Source organism: Faecalibacterium sp. Marseille-Q3530 (assembly GCF_017377625.1).
Taxonomy (GTDB): Bacteria; Bacillota; Clostridia; order Oscillospirales; family Ruminococcaceae; genus Faecalibacterium; species Faecalibacterium prausnitzii_E.
In genome coordinates this window covers 1-14,594 of sequence record NZ_JAFREH010000016.1, presented here as the reverse complement: position 1 = coordinate 14,594, position 14,594 = coordinate 1, and the positions used below count along the sequence as shown (strand labels likewise).

At 61.2% G+C, this 14,594-nt stretch carries 11 protein-coding genes; 1 reads left to right on the top strand and 10 read right to left on the bottom strand.

The window, feature by feature from the left end; translation table 11 throughout:
• Nucleotides 1–15 precede the first annotated feature (15 nt).
• The 8 genes from J3350_RS11825 to J3350_RS11790 all read right to left on the bottom strand — a co-directional run bounded on the left by J3350_RS11825 (nucleotide 16) and on the right by J3350_RS11790 (nucleotide 8,889).
• Nucleotides 16–699, bottom strand: a complete 684-nt coding sequence (locus tag J3350_RS11825) for a 5'-methylthioadenosine/adenosylhomocysteine nucleosidase (RefSeq protein ID WP_097793017.1) — start codon at nucleotides 697–699, stop codon at nucleotides 16–18.
• Between the two features lie 53 nt (nucleotides 700–752).
• A complete protein-coding gene (ychF, locus tag J3350_RS11820; protein ID WP_097793016.1) occupies nucleotides 753–1,886 on the bottom strand; it encodes a redox-regulated ATPase YchF in 1,134 nt (377 codons plus the stop codon).
• A 174-nt stretch (nucleotides 1,887–2,060) separates the two neighbouring features.
• Complete coding sequence (locus tag J3350_RS11815; RefSeq protein ID WP_097793015.1) at nucleotides 2,061–3,269, bottom strand: NADP-dependent isocitrate dehydrogenase; 1,209 nt, start codon at nucleotides 3,267–3,269, stop codon at nucleotides 2,061–2,063.
• 85 nt (nucleotides 3,270–3,354) lie between these two features.
• Nucleotides 3,355–4,542, bottom strand: coding sequence for a pyridoxal phosphate-dependent aminotransferase (locus tag J3350_RS11810; protein WP_207686756.1), 1,188 nt, complete (start codon nucleotides 4,540–4,542; stop codon nucleotides 3,355–3,357).
• Between the two features lie 21 nt (nucleotides 4,543–4,563).
• Entirely contained in the window at nucleotides 4,564–5,754 is a 1,191-nt protein-coding gene (locus tag J3350_RS11805; protein ID WP_207686755.1) for a cation diffusion facilitator family transporter, read from the bottom strand.
• 224 nt (nucleotides 5,755–5,978) lie between these two features.
• Entirely contained in the window at nucleotides 5,979–7,625 is a 1,647-nt protein-coding gene (gene ptsP, locus J3350_RS11800; RefSeq protein WP_207686754.1) for a phosphoenolpyruvate--protein phosphotransferase, read from the bottom strand.
• A gap of 80 nt (nucleotides 7,626–7,705) precedes the next feature.
• Nucleotides 7,706–7,969, bottom strand: a complete 264-nt coding sequence (locus J3350_RS11795; protein ID WP_097793011.1) for an HPr family phosphocarrier protein — start codon at nucleotides 7,967–7,969, stop codon at nucleotides 7,706–7,708.
• Between the two features lie 197 nt (nucleotides 7,970–8,166).
• Nucleotides 8,167–8,889: a DUF4830 domain-containing protein gene (locus J3350_RS11790; protein WP_097793010.1), complete on the bottom strand. Its 723-nt coding sequence runs from the start codon at nucleotides 8,887–8,889 to the stop codon at nucleotides 8,167–8,169.
• 144 nt (nucleotides 8,890–9,033) lie between these two features.
• Here J3350_RS11790 and J3350_RS11785 point away from each other — a divergent pair, with 144 nt between their 5' ends.
• Nucleotides 9,034–10,818 carry a glycoside hydrolase family 2 protein gene (locus J3350_RS11785; protein WP_207686753.1) on the top strand — a complete coding sequence of 595 codons (1,785 nt, stop codon included), beginning with the start codon at nucleotides 9,034–9,036 and terminating at the stop codon, nucleotides 10,816–10,818.
• 53 nt (nucleotides 10,819–10,871) lie between these two features.
• On the opposite strand, the gene nrdG is transcribed toward J3350_RS11785, so the two are convergent.
• Nucleotides 10,872–11,423: an anaerobic ribonucleoside-triphosphate reductase activating protein gene (nrdG, locus tag J3350_RS11780; protein WP_207686778.1), complete on the bottom strand. Its 552-nt coding sequence runs from the start codon at nucleotides 11,421–11,423 to the stop codon at nucleotides 10,872–10,874.
• Nucleotides 11,424–11,541: 118 nt separating this feature from the next.
• Entirely contained in the window at nucleotides 11,542–13,713 is a 2,172-nt protein-coding gene (gene nrdD / locus J3350_RS11775) for an anaerobic ribonucleoside-triphosphate reductase (RefSeq protein ID WP_207686752.1), read from the bottom strand.
• Nucleotides 13,714–14,594 lie beyond the last annotated feature (881 nt).

Here is a 14,594-nt window from a genome sequence, read left to right as displayed (position 1 = left end):
GGGAAGGCGCTCTGCTCAGAGCGCTTCCACCATCGCGGCCACGATCTGGGTCGCGGTGGCAACATACGCGGCAATGCTGAACTTTTTGACGACCAGGACTTCGTGGCCGTCCTCGTCGGCGTTGTCGCTCATGGCCCGCAGGATGACGCAGGGCACACCGTTCTTGGCAGCGATCTGGCTGACGGCGGCACCTTCCATCTCCACGCAGTCGGGGGCGCACTTGGCCTCGATGGCGGCCTTGGTCTCGCTGTCGCCGACGAAGAGGTCACCGGTGGCGATCCTGCCGGTCAGCGCCTTGACGCCTGCGGCCTTGCAGGCGGCTTCGGCGGCGGCGATGAGGGCCGGGTCGCCGGTGTATTCCTTGAGGAACGGCGGGTTCTGGCAGATCATGTCCAGCTGGGCGTCGTGGTAGAGCACAGTCTTGCCGATGACGACATCGCCGATGCCGATCTTGCTGGTCATGTTGCCGGCGATGCCGGAGAAGATGATCTTCTCGGCACCGAATTTGGTGATGAGCACCTGGGTGGTGGCAGCAGCGTTGGCCTTGCCCATCCCGGCGCAGCAGACCACGACCTCCTTGCCCGCCAGGGTGCCCTTGTGGTATTCGACGCCGCCGTAAGGCTCTACGGTGACGTTTTCCAGCTTTGCGCAGAGCTGCTCGACTTCATCGGGCATTGCGCCCATTATGCCAATAATCATTTGGAAACCTCGTTCTCTTTTCAAATCGGTGGAGTCGGGAAAAACGTCTGCCATCAGACGTTGAACAGGAACTCGATGACATCGCCGTCCTTGACGACGTATTCCTTGCCCTCGGTGCGCTGCAGGCCCTTGGCCTTGACGGCGGCATAGTCGAAGTTGTTGGCTTCGAGGTCGCCGTAGCCGATGACGCTGGCGCGGATGAAGCCGCGCTCGAAGTCGCTGTGGATCTTACCGGCTGCCTGCGGGGCCTTGGTGCCCTTGCGGATGGTCCAGGCGCGGCACTCCTTCTTGCCGTCGGTCAGGAAGGAGATGAGGCCCAGCAGGTCGTAGCTGGCCGTGATGAGGTTGTCCAGGCCGCTGGCCTCGATGCCCATCTCGGCCAGGAAGGCCTTCTTCTCTTCGGGCGAGTAGTCGGCGATGTCCTCTTCGGTCTTGGCGCAGATGGGGATGTAGCGGGCACCCTCTTCCTTGGCGCGGGCGGCCACCAGCGGGACATACCGGTTGTTCTCGATGCCCTCCATCAGGTCGTCCTCGCCTACGTTGCAGGCGTACAGGACAGGCTTTGCGCTCAGCAGGCCCATCTCGTGCAGGACAGTCTGCTGCTCGGCATCGCCCTCGTCAAAGTCGAAGCTGCGGGCAGGCTTGCCGGCGCTCAGGTGGTCGGCCAGCTGCTGCAGCCATGCGGCCTCGGCGGCAGCGCCCTTGTTGTTGCCGCTCTTGGCGGCCTTGGCCATCCGGCCGGCACGGTTCTGGACGACTTCCAGGTCGGACAGGATCAGCTCGTAGTCGATGGCATCAATGTCGGCGATGGGGTCCACGGCCTCGGCCTTGGTCACATCCTCGACGACATGGATGATGTTGTCGTCGTCAAAGCAGCGGACGACATGCACGATGGCGTCGCACTCGCGGATGTGGCCCAGGAACTTATTGCCCAGACCGGCACCCTGGCTGGCACCCTTGACCAGACCGGCGATGTCCACGAACTCGACGATGGCGGGGGTCTTTTTGTTGGTCTGCCAGATCTCAGCCAGCTTGTCCAGGCGCTTGTCGGGCACGGCCACGATGCCGCTGTTGGGCTCGATGGTGCAGAACGGATAGTTCGCCGCCTCCGCATTCTTGGTGGAGGTGATGGCGTTGAACAGAGTGGACTTGCCGACGTTGGGCAGACCAACGATACCTAATTTCATTTTTATGATTTCTCCTTTTATGATGTAGATGATAAACAGCTCGATTGAGCGGATATCAGTTGTTTTTGCAGGTCTCTTTTTCGCAGACCAGGCTCCATTCACAAAAAAACAGAGCTTACATGGCTAATTCTAATTGTAGCATGTAAGCTCTGTTTATGCAAGTCTTCCTGCGGCTCAGAACTTCTTCTCCAGCCGCTCACGGATGGCGCGGATGAAGCCGAGGCTGTCCACAGGGGTGGGGGTGATGCCCTCGGCAAGGCCGCACAGGTCTTTGGTCATGATGCCGTCGTTGAGGGTCTGGAGGCTGGCGGCTTCCAGGGCCTCGCCGAAGTGGACGAGGTCGGGCAGGCTGTCGAGCTCGCCGCGCTTTTTCAGAGCACCGCTCCAGGCGAAGATGGTGGCCATGGGGTTGGTGGAAGTGGCCTCGCCCTTGAGGTACTTGTAGTAGTGGCGGGTGACGGTGCCGTGGGCGGCTTCGAACTCGAACTTGCCGTCTGGGCTGACAAGAACGCTGGTCATCATGGCCAGGGAGCCGAAGGCGGTGGAGACCATGTCGCTCATGACGTCGCCGTCGTAGTTCTTGCAGGCCCAGACGAAGCCGCCCTCGCTGCGGATGACGCGGGCCACGATGTCGTCGATGAGGCTGTAGAAGTATTCCAGACCGGCGGCCTCGAACCGGGCCTTGTATTCGGTGTCGTAGACCTCCTGGAAGATGTCCTTGAAGGTGTGGTCGTATTTCTTGGAGATGGTATCCTTGGCACCGAACCAGAGGTCCTGCTTCTGGTCCAGCGCGTAGTTGAAGCAGCTGCGGGCGAAGCTGCGGATGGAGCTGTCCTTGTTGTACTGGCCCTGCAGGACGCCGCCGCACTCGAAGTCGTAGACGGTGGCGGACTGCTGGGTGCCGTCCGCGCCGGTGAAGCGCAGCTCCGCTTTGCCGGGGCCGGGGATGCGGAACTCGGTGGCCTTGTAGACGTCGCCGTAGGCGTGGCGGGCGATGGTGATGGGCTTCTTCCAGTACTTGACGGCGGGCTTGATGCTGTCGATCATAATGGGCGCACGGAAGACCGTGCCGTCCAGCGCAGCGCGGATGGTGCCGTTGGGGCTCTTCCACATCTCATGGAGCTGGTACTCCTCCATCCGCTGGGCGTTGGGGGTGATGGTGGCGCACTTGACAGCCACGCCGTATTTCTTGTTGGCCTCGGCGGCGTCGAGGGTCACCTGGTCGCGGGTGGCGTCACGGTTGGGCAGGCCGAGGTCATAATACTCGGTCTTGAGGTCCACGAACGGCAGGATGAGCTCGTCCTTGATGACCTGCCAGAGCACACGGGTCATCTCGTCGCCGTCCATCTCCACCAGCGGGGTCGTCATCTTGATCTTTTCCATAGTTCTTTCCCTTTCCTCTCGATCATAACAGACGGATATCTTCGACCCCGGCGGCATTGCCAGCTGTACGCCGGGGGAAGTCGGTTCATTTGCGGTAGGATGCCGCCAGCTGTTCCAGTGCGGGCAGGCTGCGCTCGACCTTTTCGGTGTCGATGCAGTAGGCCAGGCGCACATAGCCTTTGACGCCGAAGCTGTCACTGGGGACGAGCAGCAGGTCGTAGGCGCGGGCCCGCAGACAGAAGGCGTTGGCGTCCTCTTCCAACGCCTTCGGGAAGATATAGAACGTGCCGCCGGGGCGCTCGACCTCGAAACCAAGGGCCTTGAGCTTGTCGTACAGCAGGTTCATGTTGGTCTCGTAGACGGACAGATCGCTGGTGACGTTCAGGCAGCGGCTGACGGCCCGCTGGATGATGCTGGGTGGGCAGTTGTGGCCGGTGAAGCGGGAGATCTGGGCCATCATGTCCACGAGAAGGTCTTCGCCCTCGCAGCCGGGGCGGACTGCTACATACCCCAGGCGCTCGCCCGGCAGGCTCAGGCTCTTGGAGAACGAGAAGCAGGTGAGGGTGTGGGGGTAGAAGGCGGCGGGGTAGGGCACCGGTCTGCCGTCGAAGGCGATGTCGCGGTAAGGTTCGTCGCTGACGAGGTAGATGGTGTGGCCGTAGGCCCGGCTCTTTTCGGTCAGCAGCTCGGCCATGCGGGTCAGCGTTTCGGCGGAGTAGACCACACCGGTGGGGTTGTTGGGGGTGTTGATGAGGACGCAGGCGACCTGCTCGGTCAGCAGCTCCTCAAAGGCGTCGAGATTCGGCTGAAAGGCCGGGGCCTGCGGCGGCACGACCTTGAGGCAGGCCCCGGTGCCTGCGACGTAGGGGCCGTATTCCGGGAAGTAGGGGGCGAAGGTCAGCACCTCGTCGCCGGGCTGGGTCACGGCGCGGATGGCATGGGCGATGGCACCGGCGGCACCGGTCGTGGGGAAGATGTCCTTCTGCGCATAGGGCAGGCCGAAGGTCTTGGCCAGGTGGTCTGCCACGGCGGTGCGGAAACCGGGGTCGCCCTGGCTGGGGCAGTAACCGTGGAGGTCTACCGGCCCTTCGGTCTCCAGCAGGTTCTGCATCGCCTGGGTGAACTGCGGCGGGCAGGGCACACTGGGGTTGCCCAGCGAGTAATCGAAGACGTTCTCATAGCCGATCTCAGCGGCGCGCTGCTTGCCGTACATGAAGGTCTCACGGATGACGCTCTTGTGCGCCAGCATCCCGCGGTAGGTCTCGTTCAACATAAATACTTCCCCCTGATGATGTTATTTCTGGCTTTGGGGCACAGCGGCATAGCTCTGCTCCAGCTTGATGATGCAGCTGTAGTTCGGGTCCTGCCCGGTGACGAAGCGGCACATCTCGGCCATGACGGCGTCCGTATCGCCGGTGTACCCGGCGGGGAAGGCCAGATCGAACAGGACGTTGGTGTGGGTGTCGCCGGGGACGATGCGCAGGTCGTGGATGGAGAGCTGCGGGTCCAGCTGGCGGAGGTGCTCCGTCAGGCGGGTGCGCAGCACACCGACCTTGGCGTCCGAGGTCACGATGGGGTCGTAGTGGATGGTGACCTGCAGGTTGTCTTTTTTCAGGAAATCCCGCTCGATGTTGTCGATGACGTCATGGGCCGTCAGCGGGTCGCTTTCGGCCGGGAACTCGACGTGGAGCGAAGCGAACTGGTGGCCGGGGCCGTAATCGTGGACCATGAGGTCGTGTACGCCCAGCACACCAGGGTAGGACATGACGGTCCGCTCGATGTGCGCCACCAGCTCCGGCGAGGGCGTTTCGCCCAGCAGCGGGCTGAGGGTGTCCATCACGAGGCCCCAGCCGGACCAGAGGATGAACGCGGCCACCGCCACGCCCATGAGGCCGTCGAGGATGTTCCAGCCCGTGGCACTGCACAGGATGGTGGAGAGCAGGACGGCGCTCGTGGTCAGCACGTCGTTGCGGCTGTCGGCAGCGGTGGCGAGCAGCGTCTCGGAGGCGATGCGCTGCCCTACGGTGCGGTTGAAGCGGCTCATCCAGAGCTTGACGGCGATGGAAGCGGCCAGCACACCGATGCTGAGCCAGCTGAAGATGACGGGTGTGGGGTGGAGGACTTTCACCACCGATTCCTTGCCCAGCGAAAGCCCGATGGCCAGGATGGTGACGCTGACCACCAGCCCGGCAAGGTATTCGTACCGGGCGTGGCCGTAGGGGTGCTCGGCGTCCGGGGCCTTGGCGGCCAGCCGGAAGCCGATGAGGCTGACGATGTTGGACGAAGCGTCCGACAGGTTGTTCAGAGCATCTGCCATGATGGCGATGGAGCCGAACAGGGTGCCGGCAACCAGTTTGCCGATGCAGAGCAGCAGATTGCAGGCCATGCCGACCAGGCTGGCCAGGTTGCCGTAGGCGGTGCGGACGGCGGGGTTGCGGGTGTCGTCCGGGTCCCGGATAAACAAACGGATCAATAATTGGGTCATGCCAATCTCTCCTGATACGATAAATTTGGCGGCAGAATGACTTGCACCTAGTATAGCATGTTGCTTTCGTGTTGGGAAGCGTTTCGGGATGAAAGCGCGGCTTGTTGCGGCGGCAAAACATGAAATTCAGTCGTGTCTGCCCGGAAACGATGGGATAGAAAACAGCCCCCAGGGCGGCGGAAAGGGGCCGCAAAGGGGGCTGTGGATGCAGGGGAACGCGGGACTCAGATGTTCTTGGCGGAGGGCTTGCTCAGGTTGACGCTGCGGATGATCTTGCGCACGGGCAGGATACTCTTGGCGTTCATGGAAAGCTCGTCCACACCCATCCGGAGGAAGGTCTCGGTGAGGGCGGTGTCCGCGCCCAGCTCGCCGCAGATGCCGACCCAGATGCCGTGGCGGTGGCCGGCCTCGATGGTCATCTGGATGGCCTTGAGCACAGCCGGGTGGTGCGGGTCGAAGAAGGGTTCCAGCTTGGCGTTCTGGCGGTCCAGTGCGCAGGTGTACTGGGTCAGGTCGTTGGTGCCGATGGAGAAGAAGTCGCACTCGGCGGCCAAATCGTCGGCGATGAGGACGGCGGCGGGAGTCTCGATCATGGTGCCAACCTCGATGCTGCTGCTGAACTTTTTGCCCTCAGCGGTCAGCTCCTGCTTGCACTCTTCGAGGACGGCCTTGGCATCCTGCAGCTCCCGCAGGCTGGAGATCATGGGGAACATGATGCTCATGTTGCCGTAGGCCGAAGCGCGGAGCAGAGCCCGCAGCTGGGTCTTGAAGAAGTCCCGGCGGGTCAGGCAGATGCGGATGGCGCGGTAGCCCAGGGCGGGGTTGTCCTCATGGTCGAGCTTCATGTAATCGACGGTCTTGTCGGCACCGATGTCACAGGTGCGGACGACGACCTTCTTGGGGGCCAGGCTCTCCATCACCTGCTTGTAGGCTTCGAACTGGTAGTCCTCGGTGGGGAAGTCCTTGCAGTTCAGGTAGACGAATTCGGTGCGGAACAGGCCCACGCCGCCGGCGTCGTTCTGCTGCACGGCACCCACATCGCTCATGCCGCCGATGTTGGCGAAGACGTTGATGGTCTTGCCGTCCAGCGTGGTGTTGGGCTTGCCCTTGAGCTCGGAGAGGAGGGCGAGCTTCTTCTGGTCTTCCTGCTGACGCTTGGTCAGGCTCTCCAGCAGATCGGGGGTGGGGTCTACATACACGCAGGCGTTGTAGCCGTCTACCACGGCCATCTTGCCGTCCCAGTCGTCCTGGATCTCCTTGCACTGGATCAGGGCGGGGATGTTCATGCTGCGGGCCAGAATGGCGGTGTGGCTGTTGGAGCTGCCCTCGCGGGTGATGAAGCCCAGCAGCAGGCTCTTGTCCATCCGGACCGTCTCGGAGGGAGCCAGATCCTCGGCCACGAGGATGCTGGGCTCTGTGCCCTGCAGCGTGGCGTTGTCCACGCCCTGCAGGATATCCAGCATGGCCTGCGCGATGTCGATGACGTCGGCGCTGCGGGCCTGCAGATACGGGTCATCCATGGCGGCGAAGACGGCGGCCTGGTTGTCCCCGGCGGTCTTGACGGCGTACTCGGCACACTTGTGCTGGCCGTTGATGATCTCCTTGATGGCGTCCACGAAGTCGTCGTCGTCCAGCATCATGGCATGGATGTTGAACACCTCGGCGATGTCCTCACCAGCCTCGTCCAGCGCCTTTTCGTAAAGGGCGGTCTGCTGGTCGATGGCCTTGGCGCGGGCGTCTTCGAAGCGGGCTTCCTCAGCGGCGGTGTCGGTGACGTCGGCGGCCGAGATGACGGCGTCCTTTTTCTTGTAAAGCTTCAGTTTGCCAATGGCGATCCCGTTCAGGATGCTTTTACCGGTACCTACCTGCATCGTTCATATCTCCTTCTCATTTCAGATGTGCGAAAAAGCCCCCGCAGGAAGGTCCCGCAAGGGCTTTGGCTCACTTGTCCTCAGACGTTCTCGGTCAGGAACTGCTGGATGGCTGCGGCTGCAGCCTCCTCGTCCTCGCCCTCGACCTTGACGGTGACGGTCTCGCCCTGCTTGACGCCCATGCCCATCAGAGCCATCAGCTTGCGCAGGTCGCAGGTCTTGCCGTTCTTTTCGAGGGTAGCGGTGCTGGAAAAGCCCTTGACGACCTTGACCAGCAGGCCGGCGGGACGTGCGTGGATGCCGCAGGCATCCTTGACAGTGTACTGAAATTCCTTCATGATCATTTCTCCTTACTGGGTATCCCCTTCATCATGCTCCGGGGCCATCGGCCGCGCCGGAGGCAGCCCAATCCTGCTGCGGGATACACTACTTATATTATAAACCTCATTCGCTGTTTTTTCATTATCCCATTTCGCTGATTTTCATGCAACTTTTTTGGTATAGTTCCACAGAATTTTTGGTGGAAAATTTTCAACGCAGGTTATTCGACGGGATACCCCTCGGCATCCAGCGGAAGGTCGGTGTAGGTGTAGTCCTCGCCGGAAGTCTGCTGCGCCTGCCCGGAAGCCCCCAGCTCCTCGTCGTGGCGTTCGCCCCAGTCGCCGCTGAAGTCCTCGCCGGAGGTCTGCTGCGCCTGGTCGGAAGCTCCCAGCTCTTCGTCGTGGCGTTCGCCCCAGTCGCCGCTGTAATCCTCACCGGAGACCTGCTCGGCCTGCTGCTCCTCGGCCAGGGCGGCGCTCTGGGCGTCCTTGAGGCCGGTCACGGTGCCGGAGGGCTTTTCGAGCAGGTAGGCTCCGATGGCCTTTTTCCGGTAGACCAGCAGCACACCATACTGGCTCAGGTCGCCCTTGCTGGCGGCGGGGATGAGCGCCGTCCATTTTTCGACAGTCTTCCCTTTGTAGCGGGTCAGGTCCAGCCCGCTCTGCTGCACCACCCCATTGAAGGCGGAGAAGCTGTCGTCCCACTTGCGGGGGATCTTGACCTTATCCGCCGTGATGGATGCGCCGTCCACATCCAGGCCGTAGCCGGTGAACCAGGTCTGGATGTCCTGTGCGCTCTCGATCTTGTTTCCGCTGGCCGAGACCGCCACCGTGCGGGTGCTGATGTACCGCCCCAGCAGCGCACTGAACGCCACCAGCGCACAGCACATGGCCCCGATGCCGACCTTCTTCAGACTTGCCTTGTTCAGCGTTACCACAAACATGCCCATGCCTCCCACCCTTGTTTGGTTCTGGAAGCATTGTATGCGCTGCGGCGGCGGGATATACGGCAAGCCGCTATACAAGTCTGTTTTTCTGTGCTAGAATGGGGGCAGAACAGGCCAAAACGCCAGAAAGCGGTGACCACGATGACCAAGACGCAGCATCCTCTGCCGGAATACCCGCGCCCTGCCCTGCGGCGGGACAGTTTCGAATCCCTGAACGGTCTGTGGCAGTTCGCCATCACGAAGTCGGCGCAGCTGCCCCGGCAGTGGGAGGGAGACATCCTCGTGCCCTATTCCCCGGAGACGCGGGCTTCCGGCGTGGGGCGGACCCTTCAGCCCGGCGAGTGGCTCCACTACCACCGCAGCCTTGCCCCGCCTGCCGGTTCCGGGGGCCGGGTGCTGCTCCACTTCGGTGCCGTGGACTACGCCTGCGCCGTGCAGGTCAACGGGCATCTGGTGGGCGGCCACCGGGGCGGCTACTGGCCCTTTACGTTCGACATCACCGAGGCCCTGAACGCCGACCACAACCGCCTGTGGGTGGCTGTGCAGGACCCCACCGGGGCCGGGGTGCAGGCGCGGGGCAAACAGACGCTCCGGCCCGGCGGGATGTTCTACCCGGCCCAGAGCGGCATCTGGCAGACCGTCTGGCTGGAGCGGGTGCCGGACAACTACATCGAGACGCTGACCGTCACCCCGGACTACGACGCTCGGACCGTGACCGTCCGGGCCCGCACGGCAAAGCCCGGCGGGGCGGTGAACCTTTGGGCGGTGGTGCGGGCCGGCGGCGTGACCATCGCAGAGGACTGGGGCAGCGACGAGGCTGACCGGGACGGCGCGGTGACGCTGAACATCCCGGAGGAGCATTTCTTCCCGTGGAGCCCGGACAGCCCCTTCCTCTACGACCTGACCGTCGGTACGACCCAGGGGGAGGAAGAGAGCTTCGACACGGTGCACAGCTATTTCGCCCTGCGGAAGTGGAGCTGTGCGCCCGATGCAAGGGGTGTGCTGCGCTTCTGCCTGAACGACCGGCCCCTCCTGCTGAACGGTCTGCTCGACCAGGGCTATTGGCCGGAGGGCCTGTATACCCCGCCGTCCGACGCGGCGGTGGTGCATGAATTGCAGACCATCAAGGAACTGGGTTTCAATCTGCTGCGCAAACACGCGAAGATCGAGCCGCAGCGGTGGTATTACCACTGCGACAAACTGGGCCTCATCGTCTGGCAGGACATGGTGAACGGCGGCGAGCCGTACCGGCTGTGGTTCGTGACCTACCTGACCAACGTGCTGCAGCCGCTGCTGCGGAAACTGCCCGACACAGCGGCCCTCCGGGGTCTGCTGAGCCGCCGCAGCGAGGCCAGCCGGGAAGAATATGGCCGGGAGCTGGAAGCAACGGTGGAGGCCCTGCGGGGGCATCCCTGCATCGGCTGCTGGGTGCCCTTCAACGAGGGGTGGGGGCAGTTCGATGCCGCGCAGGCAGTCGAAACGCTCCGCGCCCTCGACCCCGACCGTCTGGTGGACGAGGCCAGCGGGTGGTATGACCAGGGCGGCGGCGATGTGGACTCCCGCCACAACTATTTCTATCCGATCCATCTCCGGCCCGGCCGCCGCACCGTTGCGCTCAGCGAATATGGCGGCATCGCCTGGCCGATGCCCGGCCACGAGCCGCCCCGCAGGACCTACGGCTACGGCACGGCAAGGAGCCGCGCCGAGCTGACCGGGCGCTACCGGAAACTGCAATTGGAAACGGTGCTCCCGCAGCTCCGGAACGGGCTGTCGGCCCTGGTGTACACCCAGGTCAGCGATGTGGAGGACGAGGTGAACGGCCTGTTCACCTACGACCGACAGGCGGTCAAGCCCGACCCGGCCGCCGTCCGCGCGGTGAACGAAGCACTGGAAGCAGAGTTTGAAAAGGTCCTGAAACAGGCATAGAAAAAGCAGACATGCAGCACCGGAAACGGCGGCATGTCTGCTTTTTTGTAAGATCACATCGTGTGGGTCGCAAAGACCTGTTCGTCCTCCCACCACACGGGCTGCCCGGCGGCAAGAGACCGGGGCACATCCAGCAGCCGCTGGTTGGAGCTGCCGCGGAAGCGCAGGGAGATGTCATGCTGAGCCTCCACGAACCGGCCGTCCACGAGGACGTCCAGCAGGGCCAGCAGTTCATCGGTGACTTCGCAGCGGGCGGCGCAGGGCTCTGTGCCGGTCAGCTGCTCCCAGGTGTAGCCGGAGTAGCACCAGACCGTTTTATGGGGGTAGAGGGCCTTGAAGTTCCGCACAAAGGGCAGAAGTTCCCGCTGATTCTCCGGCTCCATGGGCTCGCCGCCCAGCAGGCTCAGCCCGGCAATATAGTCCGGCTGGCAGGAGGCGAAGACTTCGTTGCGGACGGCCTTGTCGAAGGGCTTGCCGTAGCCGAAATCCCAGGCCACCGCATTGAAGCAGCCGGGGCAGTGATGGCGGCACCCGGAAACGAAGACGCTGGTGCGCACACCGGGGCCGTTGGCGATATCGTAATATTTGATGGTAGCGTAGTTCATGACGGATGAAACCTGAAAGCAGAGCGCACTGCTTTGCTTTTCCATTTGATGATGCTTGTTGTCGGTTGCCAATGGCTCCCCTTTTGGGGGGGGAGCTGGCGCAAAGCGCCTGAGAGGGTTACAAATGCAGGACCCGATCCTTGATCTCCTGGGTACGGCCCTGGTTCCAGAACTGGGTGCCGATGTAGCCGCAGGTGCGGCGGGCGACGTTCAGTTTGTTCTGGTCGCGGTTGCCGCACTTGGGGCACTCCCAGACCAGCTTGCCGTCGTCCTCTACGATCCGGATCTCGCCGTCGTAGCCGCAGCACTGGCAGTAGTCGGACTTGGTGTTCAGCTCCGCATACATGATGTTGTCGTAGATGAACTGGAGCACACTCATGACGGCTTCCAGATTGTCCTGCATGTTGGGCACTTCCACATAGCTGATGGCACCACCCGGCGAAAGCTTCTGGAACTCGCTCTCGAACTTCAGCTTGGTGAAGGCGTCGATCGGCTCGGAGACATGGACGTGGTAGCTGTTGGTGATATAGTTCTTGTCCGTGATGCCGGGCACGATGCCGAACCGCTTTTGCAGGCACTTGGCGAACTTGTAGGTGGTGGATTCCAGCGGGGTGCCGTAGAGGGAGTAGTCCATGTTCTCGGCCTTCTTCCACTCATTGCACTTGTCGTTCATGTGCTGCATCACACTCAGGGCAAAGGGCTTTGCACCGGCATCGGTGTGGCTGCGGCCGGTCATATACTTGACGCACTCATACAGGCCGGCATACCCCAGGCTGATGGTCGAGTAGCCACCGAAGAGCAGTTTGTCGATCTTCTCGCCCTTCTTCAGACGGGCCAGTGCGCCGTACTGCCACAGGATGGGGGCGGCGTCGCTGGGGGTGCCCAGCAGACGCTTATGCCGTGCCTGCAGGGCGCGGTGGCACAGGTCGAGACGCTCATCAAAGATCTTCCAGAACTTGTCAAAGTTGCCGCCGGAGGACAGGGCCACGTCCACCAGGTTGATGGTGACGACGCCCTGATTGAAGCGGCCATAGTACTTGGGTTTTCCGGTCTCCGGGTCCACATAGGGGGTCAGGAAGCTGCGGCAGCCCATGCAGGTGTAGCAGTGGCCTTCGCCGTTTTTGTCCACCTTCATCTCCAGCATCTTCTTCTCGGAGATATAGTCGGGCACCATCCGCTTGGCGGTGCACTTGGCGGCCAGCTCCGTCAGGTAGTAATAGGGGGTGCCGGGGCGGATGTTGTCCTCTTCCAGCACATAGATGAGCTTGGGGAAGGCGGGGGTGATCCAGACGCCGGCTTCGTTCTTGACGCCCTGATAGCGCTGGCGGATGGTCTCCTCGATGATGATGGCCAGGTCGGCCTTCTCCTGTGCGTTGCGGGCTTCGCCCAGATACATGAAGACGGTGATGAAGGGGGCCTGACCGTTGGTGGTCATCAGGGTGACGACCTGATACTGGATGGTCTGGACGCCGCGGTTGATCTCATTGCGCAGGCGGCGCTCGACGATCTCCTTCTTCCGCTCAGCGGAGACATCCAGACCCTCCATCTCGACCTCGACCTCGTTGGCGATCTTCCGGCGGGAGACGTCCACAAAGGGCGCCAGATGGGTCAGGCTGATGCTCTGGCCGCCGTACTGGTTGGAGGCGACCTGCGCGATGATCTGGGTCGCGATGTTGCAGGCGGTGGAGAAGCTGTGGGGCTTCTCGATATAGGTACCGGAGATGACGGTGCCGTTCTGGAGCATATCTTCCAGGTTGACCAGGTCGCAGTTGTGCATGTGCTGTGCGAAGTAGTCGGAATCGTGGAAGTGGATCAGGCCCTCTTGATGCGCCTTGACGATCTCCGGGTCCAGCAGCAGGCGGGCGGTCAGGTCTTTGGAGATCTCACCAGCCATGTAGTCGCGCTGCACACTGTTGACGGTGGGGTTCTTGTTGGCGTTCTCCTGCTTGACTTCCTCGTTCTGGCACTCGATCAGGCTCAGGATGCGCTCATCGGTGGTGTTGGTCTGGCGCTTCAGGCTCTGGATATAGCGGTAGGTGATATAATGGCGGGCGATGTCGTGCGCCTTCATGTCCATCAGCTTATTCTCGACCATATCCTGGATCTCTTCCACGCTGACGGCGCGGTTGAGCGCCTGGCACTGCTCCGTGACGTCGTCGGCGATCTGGTTGATCTGCTCGCGGGTCAGGCGGCTCTTGCCGCCCACGGAATCACTGGCCTTGGTAACAGCGGTGATGATCTTGGTGATATCGAACGGGACCTCGGACCCGTTGCGCTTGATGATCTTCATGGCGTTCCTCCATCTTTCTGTCGCGTTGTGGTTTTCTGCCGCAGTTCAAACGGGCGTCTCCTGGAACAGGAGCCGCCCGCAGATCTTCTGAAATGCGTTCATTGGAATGTAATTCTATGATATCACTATTTAGTGATATGTCAATGGGAAAACCACTACATTTTGTGCTTCGTCGCTTTCGCCAAAAATCCGGGAAGATTTTCAGAGCAAAATTTGAGGCCGGAGGGCTTGACAAATCGCACAAGAAAAGTATCTGCATTCCGGGCCGTAATATCCGTCTGTATCTATACGCGGGCCTTATATTATTACATTATATAGAGAGAAAGCAGAAAAATAAACGGTTGTATCCATCGCGTCAAAGGAGATGCAAGTTCCGCGCAAAAAACTGGTAAAAAGGCCGAACTGAGAAAAAAAGGCAAAAAAGTTGAAAAAAGGGGTTGCCAAACGGGCGGGTGTATGGTATTATACTTGAGCGCCAAGCGCTGAGACAAAAGAATGACTTCCGAAGTCCCAGCTGAGAAGCGAGAGAAAAGAACCAATAGACGCCGAGAAGTTCCGGTTTGTTCCGAGAAACTAGAAGCGATCCAAGTTCAGAACGTTCGAAACGCTTCGAAAAAAGTGCTTGACAAAAAATCACTTCTGTGATAAAATAATCAAGTCGTCAGCCGGTCGGCTGAGGCGCACAGGACCTTGAAAATTGAACAATATCGAAAAACTTGTAACGGAACCTATTTTCGTGTTGGAAAAACACGTAAAACAATTCCAAACAAAGTAATTCACACAGGACGCAAGCGATTGCGTACTGAGCGAAAAAGATTTAACACTTTTTAAGTGATAAATATCATTTATAAAGAGTTTGATCCTGGCTCAGGACGAACGCT

Excerpts from the sequence above, each read along its gene's own strand:
- J3350_RS11825 (WP_097793017.1), bottom strand. The coding sequence starts at position 699 with ATGATTATTGGCATAATGGGCGCAATGCCCGATGAAGTCGAGCAGCTC.
- ychF (WP_097793016.1), bottom strand. The coding sequence starts at position 1,886 with ATGAAATTAGGTATCGTTGGTCTGCCCAACGTCGGCAAGTCCACTCTG.
- J3350_RS11815 (WP_097793015.1), bottom strand. The coding sequence starts at position 3,269 with ATGGAAAAGATCAAGATGACGACCCCGCTGGTGGAGATGGACGGCGAC.
- J3350_RS11810 (WP_207686756.1), bottom strand. The coding sequence starts at position 4,542 with ATGTTGAACGAGACCTACCGCGGGATGCTGGCGCACAAGAGCGTCATC.
- J3350_RS11805 (WP_207686755.1), bottom strand. The coding sequence starts at position 5,754 with ATGACCCAATTATTGATCCGTTTGTTTATCCGGGACCCGGACGACACC.
- ptsP (WP_207686754.1), bottom strand. The coding sequence starts at position 7,625 with ATGCAGGTAGGTACCGGTAAAAGCATCCTGAACGGGATCGCCATTGGC.
- J3350_RS11795 (WP_097793011.1), bottom strand. The coding sequence starts at position 7,969 with ATGATCATGAAGGAATTTCAGTACACTGTCAAGGATGCCTGCGGCATC.
- J3350_RS11790 (WP_097793010.1), bottom strand. The coding sequence starts at position 8,889 with ATGTTTGTGGTAACGCTGAACAAGGCAAGTCTGAAGAAGGTCGGCATC.
- J3350_RS11785 (WP_207686753.1), top strand. The coding sequence starts at position 9,034 with ATGACCAAGACGCAGCATCCTCTGCCGGAATACCCGCGCCCTGCCCTG.
- nrdG (WP_207686778.1), bottom strand. The coding sequence starts at position 11,423 with ATGAACTACGCTACCATCAAATATTACGATATCGCCAACGGCCCCGGT.
- nrdD (WP_207686752.1), bottom strand. The coding sequence starts at position 13,713 with ATGAAGATCATCAAGCGCAACGGGTCCGAGGTCCCGTTCGATATCACC.